This is a genomic window from Algibacter miyuki, from assembly GCF_030409805.1.
GTDB lineage: Bacteria > Bacteroidota > Bacteroidia > Flavobacteriales > Flavobacteriaceae > Algibacter > Algibacter miyuki.
This window is the reverse complement of the sequence record NZ_JAUFQP010000007.1, coordinates 991539-1012610: the sequence shown is the minus strand read 5'-3', so window position 1 is coordinate 1012610 and position 21072 is coordinate 991539. Positions and strand designations below refer to the sequence as shown.

Annotated in this window: 15 protein-coding genes; 5 read left to right on the top strand and 10 right to left on the bottom strand. The window is 34.7% G+C overall.

The window, feature by feature from the left end; all coding sequences use genetic code 11:
- Positions 1-95: 95 nt before the first annotated feature.
- Both QWY92_RS07260 and QWY92_RS07255 read left to right on the top strand, forming a co-directional pair.
- Complete coding sequence (locus QWY92_RS07260; protein ID WP_290269786.1) at positions 96-2396, top strand: M28 family peptidase; 2301 nt, start codon at positions 96-98, stop codon at positions 2394-2396.
- A gap of 98 nt (positions 2397-2494) precedes the next feature.
- A complete protein-coding gene (locus QWY92_RS07255) occupies positions 2495-3202 on the top strand; it encodes a tetratricopeptide repeat protein (protein WP_290269784.1) in 708 nt (235 codons plus the stop codon).
- An 86-nt stretch (positions 3203-3288) separates the two neighbouring features.
- Here QWY92_RS07255 and QWY92_RS07250 read toward each other — a convergent pair whose 3' ends face one another.
- The 4 genes from QWY92_RS07250 to QWY92_RS07235 all read right to left on the bottom strand — a co-directional run bounded on the left by QWY92_RS07250 (position 3289) and on the right by QWY92_RS07235 (position 8165).
- Positions 3289-5376, bottom strand: coding sequence for a M13 family metallopeptidase (locus QWY92_RS07250; RefSeq protein ID WP_290269783.1), 2088 nt, complete (start codon positions 5374-5376; stop codon positions 3289-3291).
- Between the two features lie 208 nt (positions 5377-5584).
- A complete protein-coding gene (locus QWY92_RS07245; protein WP_290269782.1) occupies positions 5585-6040 on the bottom strand; it encodes a DUF1801 domain-containing protein in 456 nt (151 codons plus the stop codon).
- A gap of 24 nt (positions 6041-6064) precedes the next feature.
- The gene (locus tag QWY92_RS07240) at positions 6065-7000 is read right to left on the bottom strand and encodes a 2-hydroxyacid dehydrogenase (protein WP_290269780.1); all 936 of its coding nucleotides are present in this window, start codon (positions 6998-7000) and stop codon (positions 6065-6067) included.
- A 163-nt stretch (positions 7001-7163) separates the two neighbouring features.
- The gene (locus QWY92_RS07235) at positions 7164-8165 is read right to left on the bottom strand and encodes an NAD(P)H-dependent glycerol-3-phosphate dehydrogenase (RefSeq protein ID WP_290269778.1); all 1002 of its coding nucleotides are present in this window, start codon (positions 8163-8165) and stop codon (positions 7164-7166) included.
- Positions 8166-8354: 189 nt separating this feature from the next.
- Between QWY92_RS07235 and QWY92_RS07230 the strand changes: the two genes are divergently transcribed.
- The gene (locus tag QWY92_RS07230; RefSeq protein WP_290269776.1) at positions 8355-9293 is read left to right on the top strand and encodes a nicotinic acid mononucleotide adenyltransferase; all 939 of its coding nucleotides are present in this window, start codon (positions 8355-8357) and stop codon (positions 9291-9293) included.
- A gap of 224 nt (positions 9294-9517) precedes the next feature.
- Positions 9518-10015, top strand: a complete 498-nt coding sequence (lysM, locus tag QWY92_RS07225; protein ID WP_290269774.1) for a peptidoglycan-binding protein LysM — start codon at positions 9518-9520, stop codon at positions 10013-10015.
- A 174-nt stretch (positions 10016-10189) separates the two neighbouring features.
- On the opposite strand, the gene nadD is transcribed toward lysM, so the two are convergent.
- The 3 genes from nadD to QWY92_RS07210 form a co-directional block, all read right to left on the bottom strand.
- Positions 10190-10768: a nicotinate (nicotinamide) nucleotide adenylyltransferase gene (gene nadD / locus QWY92_RS07220; protein WP_290269772.1), complete on the bottom strand. Its 579-nt coding sequence runs from the start codon at positions 10766-10768 to the stop codon at positions 10190-10192.
- A gap of 16 nt (positions 10769-10784) precedes the next feature.
- Positions 10785-11369 (bottom strand): guanylate kinase, encoded by a 585-nt coding sequence (gene gmk, locus QWY92_RS07215; protein WP_290269771.1) that lies wholly within the window; start codon positions 11367-11369, stop codon positions 10785-10787.
- A gap of 69 nt (positions 11370-11438) precedes the next feature.
- Positions 11439-12296, bottom strand: coding sequence for a YicC/YloC family endoribonuclease (locus QWY92_RS07210; protein WP_290269769.1), 858 nt, complete (start codon positions 12294-12296; stop codon positions 11439-11441).
- A 241-nt stretch (positions 12297-12537) separates the two neighbouring features.
- Here QWY92_RS07210 and QWY92_RS07205 point away from each other — a divergent pair, with 241 nt between their 5' ends.
- On the top strand, positions 12538-13650 hold the full coding sequence (locus tag QWY92_RS07205; protein ID WP_290269767.1) for a formylglycine-generating enzyme family protein: 1113 nt from the start codon (positions 12538-12540) through the stop codon (positions 13648-13650).
- A gap of 215 nt (positions 13651-13865) precedes the next feature.
- Here QWY92_RS07205 and QWY92_RS07200 read toward each other — a convergent pair whose 3' ends face one another.
- The 3 genes from QWY92_RS07200 to QWY92_RS07190 all read right to left on the bottom strand — a co-directional run bounded on the left by QWY92_RS07200 (position 13866) and on the right by QWY92_RS07190 (position 21018).
- A complete protein-coding gene (locus QWY92_RS07200; RefSeq protein ID WP_290269765.1) occupies positions 13866-15575 on the bottom strand; it encodes a RagB/SusD family nutrient uptake outer membrane protein in 1710 nt (569 codons plus the stop codon).
- An 18-nt stretch (positions 15576-15593) separates the two neighbouring features.
- Positions 15594-18833 (bottom strand): SusC/RagA family TonB-linked outer membrane protein, encoded by a 3240-nt coding sequence (locus tag QWY92_RS07195; protein WP_290269763.1) that lies wholly within the window; start codon positions 18831-18833, stop codon positions 15594-15596.
- 472 nt (positions 18834-19305) lie between these two features.
- Positions 19306-21018, bottom strand: a complete 1713-nt coding sequence (locus tag QWY92_RS07190) for a RagB/SusD family nutrient uptake outer membrane protein (protein WP_290269761.1) — start codon at positions 21016-21018, stop codon at positions 19306-19308.
- Between the last annotated feature and the right edge of the window lie 54 nt (positions 21019-21072).

Here is a 21072-nt window from a genome sequence, read left to right as displayed (position 1 = left end):
GAACTTTTCTCACATTTCCTAAATTAAATGTAGCCCTTAATGATGTCATTTATAAAAATCGTACATTTATACGTATAAATATATAGGTTGTTATCATGATAAAAAAAGCTATTGCGTTGCTCATAATAATTGGTGGAATTTACTGGAGTTTTTTGGCTTTACTACCTCAAAATATTTCAAATATAGATGAAGCGAACCAAAATTTTTCTACCCAGCGTGCCTTAGTACACCTAAAAGAAATTTCAAAAGCACCACATTTTTTAGGAAGTCCAGCACATGACGATGTTCGCCATTATATTACAGCACAATTAGAGAAATTAGGTTTAGAAACTCAAATTCAAGAAGCTTACTCTATGCGCGATTGGGGAAACCTCGCCAAACCCAAAAATATTATTGCCCGCATTAAAGGACGCGAACAAGGCAAAGCCCTTCTATTATTAACACACTACGATAGCAATCCGCACTCGTCTATTGGCGCAAGCGATGCTGGCTCTGGGGTTGTTACAATTCTAGAAGGTTTACGTGCTTTTTTAAGCGAAAATAAAACACCTAAAAACGATATTATCATCCTTATTTCCGATGCTGAAGAATTAGGTTTAAACGGAGCCGATATTTTTGTTAACCAGCACGAATGGGCCAAAAATATTGGTTTAGTTTTAAATTTTGAGGCGCGCGGTAGCGGAGGTCCAAGTATTATGCTTGTTGAAACCAACCAAGGAAACGCTGGTTTAATTGAAGGTTTTATAAAAGCCAATCCCGAATATCCTGTGGGAAATTCATTGTTTTACAGTATTTATAAAATGCTTCCAAACGATACCGATTTAACCCGCTTTAGAGAAGATGCCGATATTGATGGTTTTAATTTCGCATTTGTAGACGACCATTATGATTACCATACAGCTATGGACACTTACGAGCGCTTAGATCGTAAAACACTAGAACATCAAGGTTCTTATTTAATGCCTATGCTTAGCTATTTTAGTGAAGCTAATTTAAGCGCCTTAAAAAGCAATGAAGATTTTGTGTATTTCAACGTTCCGGCTTTAAAAATGCAAACATATCCTTATACCTGGATATTCCCGATGTTAATCCTGGCGTTTATTTTGTTTATTACACTTTTAGTTTACGGCGCCAAACAACGTGTTCTTAACACCAAAGACATTGGTAAAGGTTTTATTGCCATGCTATCATCATTAATTATTTCGGCCATTATTGGTATCTATGCTTGGCCTGTTTTAAAATTCATTTATCCGCAGTATGGCGAAATTTTGCAGGGCTTTAGTTATAATGGCCATACTTACATTGCTGCTTTTTCCGCTTTAGCTTTAGCTATTTGTTTACTTATATATTCAAAAGTTTACCAACCCGAAAACACTACAAGTTTACTCGTGGCTCCATTGTTTTTATGGTTACTTATTTGTGTTGCAGTAGCATTCAAACTTCAAGGCGCCAGCTTCTTAATAATTCCTTTATTCTTTGGCTTACTGAGCTTATACTTTATTATCAGGAATAAAAAACCAAACGTCATATTACAAGCGCTTTTAGGCTTACCCGTACTTTTAATATTAGCCAATTTTATCGAAATGTTTCCGGTAGGCTTAGGTTTAAAAATGCTAGTATCTTCTATGGTTTTAGTGGTGCTTATTTTCGGACTTCTAATATCTGTCTTCGGAAGTTTCAAACATAAAAAACGTTGGTCTTACGGTTTCTTTCTAATTGCTTTATACTTTCTAATATCGGCACATTTTAATTCGGAATTTACCAAAGACGCCCCGAAGCCAAACAGTTTATGCTATATTCTTGATACCGATGAAAACCATGCTGTTTGGGCCACTTACGATCACGTTTTAGATTCTTGGACCACACCATTTTTGGGCGATCACCCGATGGAAGCCAGTGCTATTAAAAACTACACCATTGCTAGTAAATATGGTACTAATTTCACCTACGCAACGTCGGCACCTTTAAAACCCATTAAAGCACCGCAAATAACTATTGATCACGATACCATTATTGGCGATTATAGATATATTGATTTATGTGTAACGCCGCAAAGAAAAGCGCATCGCATTGAAGTGTTTGCTGATTCTTCCGCAGTATTTAAAGCGGCCAAATTAAATGGGGTTTCAATACAAGTGAATAACGACACCGGCTTGGTATTCGATAACCGAAAAACCAACAGATTATTTAGTTATTATATTTCAAACGGTGACGCGTTGGATATGCAATTAACCCTTCCGAAGACACAAAAAACGACCTTTACAATCTATGAAACGTCTTTCGACTTATTAGACTCCAATTATTTCAAAGTACCAAAAAGAGCCGAAAATATGATTCCAAAACCCTTCATTTTAAATGATGCTATAATTGTTAAGAAATCAATAATCATTGAATAAACAATAGCTCTCGCTTGAAATAATTAAATATTAAGGATTTTTTAAGAATTTAAATGTTAAATTTTTATAGATTTAGCGTTTTAACCTAAAATAGATAAATGAAAAAGATTGTACTCCTCCTTGTAGTGGCGTTTAGTATTCAAATGAATGCCCAAACGAGCCCCGAATTATTAAAACATTTCGAATCGTATTATGCACAAATGAAAGCGCAAGGTGATGTTCAAGGCATTATAAACGCCATGACGCATTTAAATATCATGGAGCCATCGCAACCCCGATTAGATACATTGGCTTACATTTACATGAGTGAAGGCAAGTATTCGCAAGCTTTAAATACGCTAGGTATTGTAAAGATGTCTACTGATTCTGATATTGCACTCGAAGTAAAAGCGATATCTTTAAAAGCCGTTAAGCGTCCTAAACTAGCTATAGATCATTTCAGTGAAATGTTTAAAAGAGACCCAAACCCGATGATTGCTTATGAACTGGCAGAACTTAACATGCAAACCAATGTATTAGATGAAGCACAAAAATATATCGATTTTGGTTTAGCAAATGCTGAAGATGGCATGAAAAAGGCATTCTATGAAACTCAAAACCCATACGAAGTGCCACTAAAATCGGCATTTATGTATTTGAATGCGCTTTCTACATACACTAAAGACAAAAAAACAAATATTGATCCCGCTGTTGATATTCTAGATGCTACACTAAAAACGGCACCTAATTTTAATTTAGTACAACTTACTAAAACTGAATTACTAAGACAAAAACAAGTATTACAAGCTGCTGAAGCTAAAAAATAAGCTTATTTAAAATACTAAAAAAGGCGTTTTCTATATATAGAAAACGCCTTTTTTTATGCTATACTAAATATGTTATACTAAAATCATTACCAGATTTTTACACGGTTCTCCGGAGCAATATACATGCTATCACCAGCTTTTATATTAAAAGCTTCGTAAAACGAATCAATATTTAATAGTGGTTGTACTGCACGGTTCATTCCTGGCGAATGCGTATCTGTTTTCAGCCTTGTTTTTAAAGCGTCTTCTCTCATTTTTGTTCTCCAAACCGTAGCCCAACTCATAAAAAAGCGTTGTTCTGGCGTAAAACCATCAATAGGTTCTGGCTTTCCGTTTTCTGTTAAATCCATCTGTAATGCATCATACGCAGCATTAACACCACCTAGATCTCCAATATTTTCACCAAGTGTGAAGGCGCCATTAATAAAAATTCCAGGCAATACTTCAATCTCACTATATTGGTCGGCTAGCTCTTTTCCTAAAGCTTCAAACTGCGTTAAATCTTCTTCTGTCCACCAATTGTTTAAGTTTCCATCTTTATCATAACGCGATCCAGAATCGTCAAAACAATGTGAAATTTCATGACCAATAACAGCCCCAATACCTCCGTAGTTTACGGCATCGTCTGCTGTAAAGTTATAAAATGGTGGTTGTAAAATAGCCGCTGGAAAAACAATTTCATTATAAGCAGGGTTAAAATAAGCGTTCACCACTTGCGGCGCCATACCCCACTCACTCTTATCCACTGGTTTCGATAAATCTTCGATACTTTTTTTATGGTTCCATGCACTTACATTAAGCATGTTTTGAAGGTAAGATCCGTTGTCTTCTGGCCCACTAATTTCTAACTCAGAATAATCTCTCCATTGGTCTGGATATGCAATCTTCACCTTTAAAGCCAACAGCTTTTCAATGGCTTTTGCTTTGGTATCTTCCGTCATCCAAGACACATTAGAAATTCTATTTTTAAATGCTAGAATAACATTCTGTATCATTTTTTCAGCTTTAGCTTTGGCTTCTGGCGGAAAATAATTTTCTACATACAGTTTACCTAAAGCTTCACCAATATTATTATTTACGGTACTTAAAGCATTTTCATTTAATGGTCTTTGCTCTTTAGCTCCACGTAATTCTTTACTGTAAAACTCCCAATCGGCTTTTGCTAAATCAGTAGTTAATAAACTTGCGGCTCCATTAAAACTATTCCAACGTAAAAACGTTTTCCAATCGTCCACATTATTTTGAGCCAATATATCTTGTAAAGCGTTAATATACTTAACATCGGTAACAATTACAGTATCGATGCTTTTAGCTCCAATACCATCAAAATACGATTTCCAGTTAATAGCAGGCACCATTTTTTGTAAATCGGCTACAGATCTTGGGTTGTATCTTTTTCGTGCATCACGACGCTCTACCTTATCCATTTTTGGTTCGGCCAATTGTGTTTCAAAAGCTAAAATTTGATTAGCTTCTGCAACTGCCTCAGATTCGGTTTTACCTAAAAACTGAAACATTTTCGCGATATGCATTAAATATTTCTCTCTTTTTTCTTTTGAATCGTCATCGTCTTTAACATAGTAATCACGATCTGGCAGACCTAATCGTCCCGACCCTAAATATGCCGTATTTTTATTACTATCCTTTGCGTGTGCATGTACATAAAAACCAATTAAGCCGGCGCCGCCTTTAGGTTCCATTTCAATTAAATAATCTTGTAAATCATCAATATTGTTAATGGCATCAATTTTAGCAAAAATGGGTTTTAATGGCTCCAAACCTTGCTTATTTCGAGCAACAGTATCCATGATGGTTTGGTATAATTTTACCGCTTTATCTTGGTCTGATCCGGGAATAACTTCTGTTTTAACTAAATCTTTATTGGTTGATGTTGCCGATTTTAAAATTAAAAGCGCATCATCATCTGTATTTTTTCTAAGTTCATCGAAACTTCCCCAACGGCTTCTATCAGCAGGGATTTCGGTATTGTCTAGCCATTTTCCGTTGACATACCTAAAAAAATCTTCGCTTGGTTTCGTGCTCGTATCCATGAAGTCTAAGTTTATTCCTGGAACAGTTTCAACTTGAGCTATAGCTTCTTTTTGATCGGTTTTACAAGCAGTAACCGACAATAACGCGACACCACCTAAAAGTGACAAGTAATTCAATTTCATTTTTATATAATTTTATGGGCATTTATTAAATAATGCAATCTAATACACGAATATACATATAAAATTATACTGAATAAAAGTTATTTAATTGAAATATACTTATTTCGAAAGTATTAATAATATCCTATTTTTAACTATTAGATACTATTTGATGTATTAGATATGGAGAAATCTTACTGAGACAAATTAAAGAAAAACCTAGATTATATTACTTTTTAAAAGCGTTCTCATAAATCTCAATCCATGATTCTGTACTTACTTTAGCGGCTAATTCGCCAATAAGTTCGAACGGAATATCGTCCATTTTCTTGAAACGGATACAACTTTTGCCCATATCGAGTTTGTATTTACAGCGTTTTGCGTATTCGGTAACAAACCAATCCATAACTTCTTTTTTGGCATAAAGTACCATACTGTAAACGGCAATAAAGTTTTTTTGAGATGCTAAACTCATGAAAGGTAGTGGCAATTTAGGATTGCAATGATATCCACTTGGATAAACCTTGTGTGGTACAACGTAGCCCAACATGCCGTAACTTATGGTTTCCTCTATCCCTTTTGGCATATTTGTTAAAAGTTGTTGCCTGAGTTTTTCGACAGGTATTGTTCTGTCTTCTGGTAAATTGGAAAGGTATTCGTTTACGGTGGTGGCTTTAGACGTCATACTTATTATCTTGAAAACTTAAAGTTAACAAAATTTCGCGATAATTTTATCTACTATCGTTTGGGCTAGTTTTTCCTTACTTTCAATAGTCCAACCGGCAACGTGTGGTGATAATAATACATTTTTTGAATCGATTAAATATTGAAAAGCTTCGGGTAATTCGGTTGAAAAGAGATTTTCGAAGGATGCTTTTTCGTATTCTAAAACATCGAGACCGGCTCCTAATATTTTTCCCGATTTTAAGGCTGACGCCAAATCTGCGGTCACTACGCTTTTTCCACGAGCGGTATTTATAAGCCAAAACGGTTTTTTAACGCCATTGATAAAATCGGCATTTATCATGTTTAAGGTTAACTCTGTTTGCGGTGTATGTAAGCTTACCACATCGACTTGTGCTTTAAATTCGTCCAAAGTAACCTGTTTTGCATTTGCATCGCCTAAATTAGGTTTTATGTCGTAACACAACACGGTTACATCAAAACCGCGTAATTTTTTAGCAAAAGCTTTGCCCATATTTCCGTAGCCAATTAAACCTACGGTTTTTCCGTCGAGTTCTACACCTCGATTGTCCTCACGAAGCCATTTCCCTTGGCGTACCTCAGCATCGGCTTTATTTAATTTATTGAATAACGACAGGAGCATGCCTAAACTGTGCTCGCCAACGGCATTACGGTTTCCTTCGGGTGCAGAAATTAAATGAATACCTTTTTGTTGGGCATAATCGCAATCTATATTTTCGAGTCCGGCGCCTACTCTACCAATGAATTTTAAGTTGGTAGCGGCATCTAGGAATTGTTTATCAATACTGAATCGGCTGCGTAAAACAATACCGTCGTAGTTTTTTATTTTGGCTTCTATTTCCGGTTTTGTAGCCGTATAATCTTCGTGGTTTTCAAAGCCCGCTTGAGCTAATTGCCCTATTAATAAATCGTGGTTGGTATCGAGATGAAGAATTTTCATGATGTAAAACGGTATTGAATTTTAAGCTAAAACTTTCGGTTTAGCCTTTTGCGTTAGGGATTGAACGGCCTGTTTGAGCTCTTTTTGTGTTGTTGCACTTATGCAACACAAAAAAGCGAGTAGTGAAAGCCCGACCCTTTTCGGGTAACGCCCAAACGGGGTTTTAATCTAACTTATCGGTGAGTTTTTTAAAGACTTTTTTAGGGTTTTTATTTTCGTATAATATATCGTAAACCGCATTTATAATGGGTAATTGCGTTTTTTTGGCGTTTTTAATATTTAGTAAATGTGCCGATTTTGTCGCGTAATACCCCTCGGCCACCATGCTCATTTCCATTTGCGCCGATTTTACGGTGTAGCCTTTGCCAATCATGTTACCGAACATGCGATTTCGAGAAAACACGGAATAACCAGTAACCAATAAATCGCCTAAATATGCGGAATCGTTGATGTTACGTTTCATTTTATGCATTTTTTTGATGAAGCGTTTCATTTCGCGAATAGAATTACTCATCAGGACACTCTGGAAATTATCGCCGTAGCCTAAACCGTGTGCAATTCCGGCCGCGATGGCGTAAATATTTTTAAGCATTACGGCGTATTCGATGCCGATAACATCGTCGCTTACTTTGGTTTTTATATAATCGGATGATAAATTATTGGCGATATGCGTGGCTTTTTCTTCATCGGAACATGAAATGGTAAGATACGATAAACGCTCTAACGCCACCTCTTCGGCATGACATGGGCCAGCAATTACAGCTATATTATTAGAGGGTACTTTATAAACTTCTTGAAAATGCTCGCCTACCAAAAGTCCGGTTTCGGGCATAATACCTTTTACGGCAGAAACAATGGTTTTATTAGAAATATCGACGTTGAGTTTTTGTAGCTCGCTGTGTATAAAGGCAGATGGTATTACGAATATTAACACATCGGCATATGCGGCAATTTCGTTTATATCATTACTAATTTTTAGTTGATCTAAATGAAACTCTACCGAGCTTAAATAATTGGGGTTATGCTGCTCGCGCAACAGATGTTCTTTGGTGTAAACACTACGCATATACCAACCAATTTCGCCTAAATTTTCGCTCAGCATTTTTACTATTGCTGTAGCCCAACTTCCTGCGCCAAAAACCGCATATTTTAAAGGTTTATCCATGAAAATATTTTTATTGTCTAGTTCAAAAATACACAAAATATTAGTCTTATTTGAAAGCGGATATGTTTATTGAAATTATTTTTTGGCACGTGTTTTGAAACCTAGCTAATTAGAAACCCTAAAAATGATTGGTTTTTGACTGTTTTTAAAAACAGGTCTAGACCTCCATTTTTACTAAAATTATAAGATATGAGAACTATAAAACTACTTTCAAGCTTCGCCCTTATGGCTACCCTTTTTACATCGTGTTACACCGAAGTTATTGTGGATGATTATATTGAGGAACCTAGAATTTCGGTAAATCAGTTGATTAATTCGTACGAGTTATGGTATGTAGATATTAATGCCACTAAAGGTTATGGAGAAACTCCATTTTTACAAAAAGCATTTACTATTTCGTTTAAAAATGGTGTACTATATGCAAACAATAATATTGTTGGTTTAGGAAATACAGGCAATGGTTTTGGAATTGATGTAGGAACTTACGATGCTTACAATATGATTTTAGATGTAAACCACGATGCAGATGGTCTAGATACATTTGATGTTTACCAAATAGACAATAATACCATTGAACTTTACAACCCTAATAACGATACATCGTACTTTTTAGATGGCTACCAACGTAGTAATTTTGATTACGATTTTGTGTTTTACGATAACATACACTACTTTTTACAGGAATATAACGCTTGGGAAAAAGTTTACACTAGCCAAATGGGTGCAATTAATGAATTTGATAATGAAAACTACTTACAGTTTTTAGCAGGCGGAAACGACTCGGAATTTAAAAGTTCGAAGGATGTTAGCGGTACAAATGTGAGCCGTTTAATTTGGGATTACACCGGTATTTATGGTGTTGGAAATGTGAATAACAACCCCTACCTAAAAATACTAACATTAGATTATGATTACTTTGATAATGAAAAATTTCAATTGAGTGTTATTAATGATGGTAAAATAGAATTGTTCCATGCCGCTTCGGGAACAACCTATGAATTTATGGGCCGTGGGTATATTCAATACTTAAAATCGGCTAATGGAAAAGCTGTAAAAACAGACACAGAAAAGAAACGAAAATTTAAAAGTGTTAGAATTGAAAACCCAAGAGAAAGTGAGCGATCTTAAAAAAACAAATATTTAAAATAAACTAAAACACCTATAAATCAACACGTTAAAATATTTATTACATGTAAAAAATGTTAAAATTTAAAAAACTTGTGACCAATCAAGAGTTTGAGTGTCTTAATAAAAAAAGGCGTTAATATTGATTTGTCTCTCAAGCCTCTCTCAAGTTTCTAAAGAACCTCTCTAAAATCAATATTAACCCTTTATAATAAAAAAAAAAGAATATGGGAATATTTTCATTTATTAAAGATGCCGGAGCAAAAGTATTTGGCATTGGAAAAACAGAAGCAGAAGAAGCTACCGAAGCTGCAAATGAAGTTGCTGCTGCTAAGCTTAAGTTAGAAACCGCAGCTGCAAAAAATTTAAAAGAAACAATAACAAGCTTGCAATTGCAAGTTGACGATTTAAATATTTTTATTAATGATGATAACGCTACAATTACTGGAGCAGCTTACAACCAAGCAACAAAAGAAAAAGTTGTTTTAGTAGTTGGAAACTCGAATGGTATTGCTACTGTTGACGACCAAATGACGGTTGAAAACGTAGAACCAGAAGCCCAGTTTCATACCGTGGTTAGTGGTGACACATTAGGAAAAATAGCAAAACATTACTACGGAAATGCTATGAAGTACCCGGTAATTTTTGAAGCCAATAAGCCTATGCTTACTGACCCTGATAAAATTTACCCAGGACAAGCATTACGTATTCCTGCCTTAGACTAAAAATTACCTACAAAATTTATGTTATTAAGTGAAAAAAACCAACCCTTTTAGGTTGGTTTTTTTTTATGTTTTAAATCCTAATCAGTACATCTTAATCTATTAAAAAAGCGATTCACTGCCTATATAAAAGATTTTACTTACGCCATGTTTTGGGTTGTCGGTAATTGAAAAAAACTACTTATAAAAATTCATTTCGTCTAGATATTCCCATACATTTTCAGGCAACATCGGCTTAACATTTTTACCGTCTTTTATACATTTCCTAATAAATGTTGAAGATAACTCCATAACGGGAGCATTAATAACATGAATTTTCTCATGCCCAGTAAATTGTGTATCCACGGTTTGTTCTGAAATTCTTGGATACACATAAATATGATGATTTTCTAAAATAACCTCGTAATTTTTCCACTTGTGGAAACTTTTTAAATTATCCTCCCCCATAATTAGAGAAAATGTATGCTTCGGATATTTTTCTTGAATATGAGCCAGCGTATTTACCGTATAATTAGGTTGTGGTAATTTAAATTCAATATCGCTTGGCTGCAACTTATCGTAATCTTTAGTAGCCCGATATACCAACTCTAAACGTTGGTAATTATCTAATAAAGTCGCTTTCTTTTTAAATGGATTATGTGGTGTTACAACAAACCAAACCTGATCTAAATCGCTATGTTCAGCCAAGTGATTAGCAATAACCAAATGCCCGATATGTATAGGATTAAAAGACCCGAAATACAACCCAATTTTCATTTAAAAATTTTATTTATTATGATTTTAAAAACGTACTCACTAAATTTTCAGCTTCTACAAGCGCTGGCTCTAAAGTATCATTAACAACAATAACATCAAATAGAGGTGCGGTTGCCAATTCGGCCGAAGCCTTAGCTACACGCATGTTTATTTTATCTTCACTTTCGGTTTTACGTTTTTTAAGTCGAATTTTCAACTCGTCAATACTTGGTGGTTTTACAAAAATAGCCAAAGTTTCATCTGGGAATTTTCGCTTTATACGTAAGCCACCTGAAACATCAATATCAAAAATAACGTTTTTACCTTTTGCCCAAATACGTTCTACTTCGGTTTTTAAAGTTCCGTAGAAATTATCACGATATACTTCTTCCCATTCTAAGAATTCATCGTTTTTAATTTTTGACTTAAAATCGCTAGCCGACAAAAAATAATAATCGGTGCCGTCTATTTCCGTACCTCGACTTTCGCGCGAAGTTGCCGAAATAGAAAACTCTAAATTCAAATGATCTAAACCTAATAAATGCCTAACTATAGTTGTTTTTCCTGAACCTGATGGTGCCGAGAATACTATTAATTTTCCTTGTGCTTTTTTACTACTCATTACTGGTTATTGGGTGTTGGTTGTCAGTTTTTAGTTGCTAATTACTGTTGACTGCCGACTGAATACTATTTAAAGTACATTCAATAATTGTTCTTTAATTTTTTCTAATTCATCCTTCATTTGCACCACTAATTGTTGCATCGGAGCGAAATTACTTTTAGAGCCAATGGTGTTTATTTCACGTCCCATTTCTTGACTGATAAAACCAAGTTTTTTACCGTTAGATTCTTCGGAATTTATAGATTCGATAAAGTAATTTAAATGATTTTTTAAACGTACTTTTTCTTCCGTAATATCAAATTTTTCGATGTAGTAAACCAATTCTTGCTCGAAACGGTTTTCATCATATTTTTCTTTTAATTCTAAAACGCCTTTATGTAAGCGCTCGCGAACACCTTCAACACGTTCTGGGTCCATAGCAATAACTTGCTCTAAAATACTATCAATCGAGTTTACACGATTAATAAAATCTTGCTCAAGCACCTTACCTTCGTTTAATCGGTAACTATTTAAATCGGCTACGGCTGTATTAATTTCGGCAGCAATGGTTTCCCATTCGTTTTCGTCTATTTCTTCTCTAACGGTGTTTAAAGCATCAGGGAATTTTACGGCCATTTTCAATAATTCAATCTCGTTTCCGTCTACAACTTGCTTTAATTGTGCCATGTACTGCTTAACAACAGGTGTGTTAATTTGCGTAGAAGTATCTTCCGCAGTCGCTTCCACATAAATAGAAAAATCTACTTTACCACGCACCAATTTATCGGCTAGAAGTTTCCTTATAGAAAGTTCTTTTTCTCTATATATAGAAGGCATTCTGGCATTTAAATCTAAACTTTTACTGTTTAAAGATTTAAGTTCGATTGTTATTTTTTTCGTGGGTAATTGTAAAACAGATTTCCCGTAACCTGTCATTGAATAAATCATAAACCAAATTATTAAGTTGCGCAAAGGTAATTAAAACGAAGTGGATAGGAAACAGTTTCCTTCATGTTAATCAAACTCATATGTTTCTCTAAGTCGCTTCTTCTTATTTATTCTGAAAAAATACAGCAACACTTTACCGCCCTTATGTTAAAAGGGCTACTTTAAATGTCACTTTCACATATATTGTATTAATTATTAATATTTTTGTTGAAACAACTACTTTTTCTTAAAAATTATATAAATGAAATTACACATGCGTTCTTTGCTAGGCTTATCCATATTTATTGCGGCTTTTGGGTGTAAGAACAAAAATAACGAAGCTATTGAAACAACTCCTGAAGTTGAAAAAATAATAGCAACACAAAAGGTTACCGATAGTATAAAAAACAACCCGCCAAAAGGCATGGTTTGGGTACCAGGTGGTAAATTTCTACAAGGTGCTGTACCGCAAGATCAAATGGCTATGGATCATGAAAAACCTCAACATGCGGTTAAAGTTGACGGTTTTTTTATGGACATCACCGAAGTAACTAATGCTGAATTTTCAGAATTTATTAAAGCCACAGGCTATGTTACTATGGCAGAACGTGAAATTGACTGGGAAGACATGAAAAAGCAACTTCCGGAAGGCACCCCAAAACCACACGATTCGGTTTTACAACCAGGTTCTTTGATGTTTAAAAAAACCAAAGAATCTCTACCAAACTTATTCGATTTTTCGCAATGGTGGCGCTGGTCTATTGGTACAAACTGGAAACACCCAAGTGGACCAGATAGCAATATTGAAGGCAAAGACAATCATCCTGTAGTACATGTTTGTTATGAAGATGCTCAGGCTTATTGCGTTTGGGCAGGAAAGCGATTACCTACAGAGGCGGAATGGGAATTTGCTTCTCGTGGTAACCAACAAAACACAACATATTTTTGGGGTGACGACCGATCGGTTTTATCCCAACAAGTAAATAGCTGGGAAGGCGAGTTTCCGGTAAACAACACCTTAGAGGATGGTTTTGAAAGAACAGCTCCTGTAAAAAGTTACCCAGCAAATAATTTCGGATTATATGATATGGCCGGAAATGTTTGGGAAATGACTTCGGATTGGTACAACTTAAATTATTACAACGAGCTTGCTGCAACAAACAGCATAATAGATAACCCTAAAGGTGCTGATAAAGCTTACAACCCAAACAACCCTTATATTCAAGAAAAGATAATAAAAGGCGGTTCATTTTTATGTAGCGATTCGTATTGTGCCAGTTACAGAGTATCATCTAGAATGGGAACAAGTTTAGATTCGTCTGCCGAGCATGTGGGCTTTAGAACGGTTGTAACTCCAGATATGATTAAAAAATAAGGACTAAACAAAGCCTTAATTGGCGTTTTAGCATTTCCTTTGGATGACACCTCAATTCAATAAAGTAAAACATCTAAACACTTTACTTTACATTTAAAAATAGTAGACTATATTAAAGCTTTCTTAAAATTCAAATTGCTTTAAAAAATAAAAGCTCAACATCAAAATTTGATGTTGAGCTTTTTAACTAAAAAACTAATTATTAAATATTAATTCTACCAACCCGGATTTTGTGGTAATAAATTCGGGTTAAGTATTAATTCATTACTTGGTATAGGCAATAAATAGGCTTTAGTTTCATCAAAATTATAAGGTGCTGAATTGATAAATGGAGCAATATAACCTTCAGAATCTAGCGTTACATTTGATTCAGGCGTATCGGAATTTACAATACCATCGTAAAAATAAGCACCTCTAGGAGTTGTTCCATTAACTAATTCGTGAGCTCTCCAACGTAATAAATCATCAAGCCTAAAGCCTTCTGCCATAAGTTCAACGGTACGTTCTCTACGTATTTCATATAAAACATCTGAAAGCGTATAACCATAGTTTGGCCAATCTGGATCTGTAGTTATAGCACCTAAAGTTATACCAGGCATACCTACACGAGTACGTAACTTATTTACAGATTTTTCTAAATCAGCCTGAGTAATCGTACCCAATTCCGCTTTCGCTTCAGCATAAATTAATAAAGCTTCAGCAAAACGCATAATAACCTTAGACGTGTTTAAGGTAAAATCGCTAGTATTAGGATCTATATCAATATTTCTGTATTTTTCTGATTCATACCCCGTAAGTCCTGCGTTGGCCGTAGCAAAATCAGGAGCTGTATAAGCAACCGTTGAACCATCGGTATCTCTTTTAATTAAATCTCCAGGCACCATTATTAAAGCCGCTAATCTAGGATCTCTATTATCTTCAATAGTAGCTAAAGATTTATCCCCATCATCATATAAATCACTCACCGAAATAGGGTCGCCATCGGTACATAAATAGGTACGTATAGCTTCTCTGGTGTATGCACAACGATTTGGCCAAGAAATTTGTATACTATTATTAAACCCTAAATCATTATTAAAATCTCTCCAAAGCATCACTTCGCTATTACCACTTAAACCAACTTGGTTAAACAAAGTAGCGTAATCACTATGAAGCGTAAACACGCCACTATCAATAAGCTCTTCAGAAGTATCGGCAGCGATTTGCAAAAAAGCAGAGCCGTTTGAACCTTCTACTCCAAAAGCTGTACCGCTATGATATTTTTCCCATGTGCCTTCGTATAGCGCAATTCTAGCCTTTAGCAATAATGCAGCCTCTTTACTTATACGTGGGCTTGTAGCAATATCTGGAAAAGATTGTAATAAGGAAATAGCCGTGCTTAAATCTCCAAGAATAAAATCGGCAACCTCATTTCTAGGTTCTCTTCCTGCAAATAAATACGCTTCATCATTATTATCAAAATACCGGTCAAGTATTGGTAAATCACCGTAATCAACTAAAAGGTTAAAATAATAATACGCTCTAAAGAAATATGCTTCACCTATGTATTGATCTATTTCTGTTTGATCACCTTCTGCTTGGTCAACATGATCTAAAAGCCAGTTAACTTCTCTTACTTCATCCCAACTCCAAACCGAATTTGAAGATTCCGTAGCTACGCCTGTTTGGCCACTAAGCCTAGAGTTAATATTTTCAGCAACACCCATATCAGAATCGAGATCGGGTAGTACTGAAAAACCAACAGAGGTATTTGACCAACTTGGCAAATCATTATAAAAAGCATTAACAGATGCTCTTAAATCGCCAGGTGTACTGTAAAAATCAACCTCAGAAACATCATCTAAGGGTGTTTTGTCTAAAAAGTCTTCGCATGACGATAAAGTCACGACTATACTTAAAGTAAATAATTTTAATATATTTTTCATAATTCTACAATTTTATAATTAGAATGATAAGTTTAATCCCATAGAAACAATTTTATGCAGCGGGTAGGAAATAGCACTACCTGTTACTCCAGCTGTAATATTTTCTGGATCAAAGAATATCATATCGCTAACTGTAAATAAGTTTTCTCCAGTAACATAGATTCTAATATTGTTTATATTATACTTACTTGTTACATCTTTAGGAATTGTATACCCTAATTGTAAACTTTTTAATCTAGTATAAGCACCATTTTGAATATAACGGTCTACAATTTGTCCGTAATTTTTGTTATTTCTACCTGGGTTAGCAGAGTATGGTGCAGGGAAATAAGCATCCAAATTTGGACCTAATGGATTAGTGGTATCTTCTGGTCTGAAATAATCTAAATGCTCTACCCATACATTGGCGTGAAACGGACCTTGAGCAGGACCTCTAAATCTTTGGTGATTAGACACTACAACGTCTCTTTTTCCAACACCTTGTATAAAAGCATTAAAATCTAAATTTTTATAGACAAAACCAAGGTTTACTGCATATTGATAACGAGGCGTAGTATTACCTAGTACACTCCAGTCTCCAGAATCACCTACTTCCCAAGCACCTCTATTTATAGACCCATCTCCATCAAGATCTTTATACTTAGTATCACCAGCGCCAAATGCCCAACCAGTAACTGCACTTTGATCTATAGGATGATTTGCAGCTTCTTCATCTGTTAAAAACCATCCGTCCCATGTAAGTCCATAAATTTCACCTAAATCCTTTCCTGGACGATAGAATTGAGTTAACGAGTTTGGACTATCTCCATCAGGAACCGGATAATCAACAATAGTTCTTTTATAATCAGAAAGAACCGCTCTAACATTAAAACTAAAATCTTCAGTAATGTTTTGTCTCCATTTAGCTTCTACTTCCCATCCTTGAACTCTTGATGTTCCTGTATTTGCTAAAGGCGCAGATGTTCCTAACTGAGCTGGTAAATTAAGACCTTCTGCGGCCATACCGTCAATATCTGTACGATACCAAGAAAACCCAATTTCAAGTTTGTTGTTAAATGCATTAAGATCAAAACCAATATCTGTGGTTTTCACTTTTTCCCAAGTTAAACTTTCACTACCTAAACCAGGAGTAAAAGCTAACGTTTCTCTTTGGCCATCAAACAAATAGCTTGTTCCGCCAGTATTTAATGCAATATTAGATAGATATAAATAGTTGGCAACATTTTGATTTCCTAATGTACCATAAGACCCTCTTAATTTAAAGGTACTAATAGCATCTATTGGCCAAAAGTTTTCTTTAGCTACATTATATCCAGCTGAATAACTTGGAAAACCAGCCCATCTGTCCTCGGGAGCAAATCTAGAAGACCCATCTCGTCGGTAGCTAAATTCTAATAAATATTTCTCTTTATAATTATATCTAAATCTACTAAATACACTTTGGGTTGCCCAGTTTGTTTTAGCTTCACTTACAAGTTGATCATCATCTAAAGATGCGTTTATTGACACTACGTTATCAGAAATCAAGTAATCCGTATGACCACTTAAACTATGAAAATTGTTCAGCTCACTTTGATATCCTACAGTAGCATTAAGATTATGATTCCCTATAGATTTATCATAAGTCGTAAAAATATTAGGTGAAAAATATTCAGTAGTTGAAAAACCAGGAGCATAAGACGTATTTTGTTGAGATACTCTATCAATAAAGCCACTAGGTCTTATTTCTTGACTTGATAATATAATAACTTCTTCAAAATAATTAGTTCTTTTATAATTAAGATTAACATTAAATTTCAAGTCTTTAATAGGCTCGAAAATAAATCTTGGCAATAAAACAAGTTGATTGTTTTCTGTTTTGTAACGTTGATTTGCCCAAAAAGGAAAATAAGAATGCCCAAGCCATTCTTCTCCATAAATAGGATCGACTAATGGAAAGGTTGGTTTAATTTTAGAAGATAAATCTAAAACTTGAGAAAGGTTCCCTGTATTAGAATCACTTTGCGTTGGATAATCGGAGTAACTTTTTAAAACTTTAGTTAACAATTCTATTTTTAACCATTTATTAACTTGTGACGAAATTTTTGCATCAAGATTATATCTTTGAAAAGATTCTTTACCAACCTTTAGCAAACCACCTTCATCGTAAGCGCCTGCCGAAAAATAATAGTTTAATTTTTGATCTCCACCAGAAATACTTAGGTTATGCTTCGTTCTTTCAGCCCAATCTTTATATAAAACTTCAGTCCAATCCGTAGCACCTGTGGCATCAATTCCAATAGCTGAATAACTCCAATTTGTACCTGAGGCGTTAACAGCTAAAGATGGCGCACTTCCAGGATTTGCCATATTAGCTAAAATATTAGCTAAATCTGTTTCATCGTGATATGGGTTTTGATTATTATTTATCCGAGAATCATTAACTGTATAAGCAAAATCAATAGGGCTAGCTAATTCGGGTATTTTTGTTGGTTGCGTTAAAGCATAATTAGTACTGTATGAAACTCTAACTTTCCCTTTCATATTTTTACCACTTTTTGTGGTAATAAGAATGGCACCACCTGCAGCTTGAGAACCATAAATGGATGCTGCCGCGGCATCTTTAAGTACAGAAACCGATTCGATACTCTCAGGATCAATATCGTTTAAATTCATTTCAATACCATCAACAAGCACTAAAGGTGAAGAATCTCCAATAGTTCCGGTTCCCGAACTCGTTAAAAAACCACGAATATTAATATTAGTATCGGCACCTGGAGCTCCACCAGAAGATGAATTACTTATTACTAAACCAGGCACAGTACCTTGTAATGAACGCGCTGCATTCGCCGAAGGCCTGTTTTCAAAAACTTCCGCACCAACTTGAGATACTGCTGCTGTTAAATTTACTTTTTTCTGGGTACCATACCCAACAACAACAACCTCATCAAGAGCCGAAATATCTTCTTCCAAAGTTACTTTTAAAGCCTTTTGATTGGTTACTGTAACTTCCTTTGTTTTAAACCCAACAAATGAAAACACCAAAACAGTATTTGCTTTAGATGGTGTAATAACGAAACCTCCATCAAAATCTGTTTGAGCTCCGTTTCCTGTTCCTTTTTCTACAACATTAACACCCGGAATAGGCTGCCCGTTAACATCGGTAATTGTCCCCGTTATTTGTTGTTGCAAATAACTACTAGTTACTCTTAAATCTGCATTTGTATTTGGCGCTAAACCAAAACTGGCAGAAACACACGAAAAAGCTAAGATACTCAAGAAAAAACTTAAGTGTCTTTTTTTCCGATAGAAAGCGAAATTGTGTAATTTAATTTTCATAGAAATGTAAGTTAATTAATAGTTAAAAAATTTTATAGTTAGTAGTATTCTTTGCTTCTAAAAAACTTCAAATAAAACAAGTTAAAACCTAATAAATCTTTAAAAAAAAATAGCCTTTAAAATGTTTATTCTCACAAAATAATGTTAAAAACATAATAAACCTATATATTTCAATTGTAACCATGGTTAGAATTTCGACCAACAACATCTAGTATTCGACAAATAAGTATTAAAATCATGTTAATTTTTTATTAACTAAAAAACACCTCCTTTTATACTGAAGAGAAAAACGGACTACAGTAAGTTATTTACGTAAGTAAAAACATCACATTAACCTCATTTAAATTAAAACAAAAAACCTCCAACGATTTAACATCATTGGAGGTTTTATTATAAATAAATTTTCTGGATTTTAGTACCCAGGATTCTGTACTAAATTTTCATTAGCATCTAAATAATTTGTAAAAAGTGGAAGTAAATAGTAATCCTCATTCCAAACTCTTTGATAAATTGTAAGATCTGATGAGTTGTATTTTGGACCTACTAAATCTCCAGGTAGGTTTACATCGTCAGGAATTCCGTATACCGTACCAATAACTTGACTTCCTAATTTATATCTCCAAATATCAAACCATCTTTGTGGGCCTTCACCAGCAAATTCATAACGTCTTTCTAAAAGAATAGCATCTATCATTTGGTTTCCTGTTGAACCTCTTGTTACTGTTGGCAACCCAATATCGGCATATTTAGGCATACCCACACGATCTCTAACCTCATCTAAATAAGGTAAAGCTTCAGCATCTCTTCCCTGTCCGGCCAATGCTTCTGCATACATCAGTAAAACTTCAGAATATCTAATTACTTTTAAATCTGCATCGCCTTGTATGTTATTAACCATATAATAATCGGTGTATTTCTTAAAACCATATCCTGTAGGATTATTGTTAGAACCTTGAACTCGGTCTCTAGTATCTCCATAATCAGGGTGAGGTAAGAAAATATCGTTATCAACGCCATTTGTTCCTAAATACTCATCTAAAGGTAAACGCACGGTAGCTTCAAGCCTAGGATCTCTATTAACCCAAGGGTTTGCAGGATCATAAGTAGGATCGTCTATAGGAAATAAACCATTTATAGTTTGTACTTCCTCTATAAAATCTGATGTAAAACCTGGTCTTCTTTGGTTGTTTCCACTACCTTCAGGGCCTTTATAAACGTCTCTTGGAGATACTTGCAACGCAAATCTGCTCACGTTTAAACCTTCAACATAAATAGTTGACAGAATTGTTTCGGGTGATACTAAATCACTTGCTGGAGTAAATTGTTCTTTAAAACCATCAATCCCATCTACTAAAGCATAGGTGTTACTTGTTATAATTTCTTCACAAGCAGCTTCGGCACCAGCATACAGCGCTGATGGATTTGAATGCCACCCAAGTGCATTTAAGTAAGCTCTTGATTTTAATGCTAAAACAGCACCTTTTGTTATACGTCCATTGTCTGCACCTGTATAAGATAATGGTAATTGATCGTCAATTTCGTCTAACTCACTAATTATGAATTCAAAAACTTCTAGTCGTGGTGTTCTCGTAGGATTTTCTGTAGGTACAATAGTATTGGTAACCAAAGGTACATCACCATAAGCTAATATCATGGTTTCATAAATCCAAGCTCTGAAGAATCGCGCTTCAGCAGCAAAACGTTCTCTATTAGATTCGGTATCAAAACTAGCTTCCGGTAACGCTTCTAAAAAGAAGTTTATATCTGCAATATCTTGATAGCGATAAAATGTTCTTAAAGATCTAGTGCCTTCTCCCCAGTTGTAATCTGAACCTTGAGTTCCTGCTGAATTAGCAATATTTCTGTGAATTGCATCATCGGTCCAGAAGTAAGGTACAATATAAGCTTGGTCTGCATCTTGATTAAACAAAGCATCTTCTATATCCAAAATGGGTAATGTAAAGTATAAATTATTTAACGCTAATGTTAAATCTTCTTCTGTTTTATAAACAGTAGAGATGTCAATTTCATCTAAATCTTCTACTTCTAAAAAGTCATTACAAGACCCTAGGGTAACCAGTAATGCGAGCAGCGCTGTTAATTTGTATGTTTTTATATATTTCATATTCGGTATTTTATTTAAACCTAAAAGTTTGTTTTGTTTTTTCATCCTATTCAA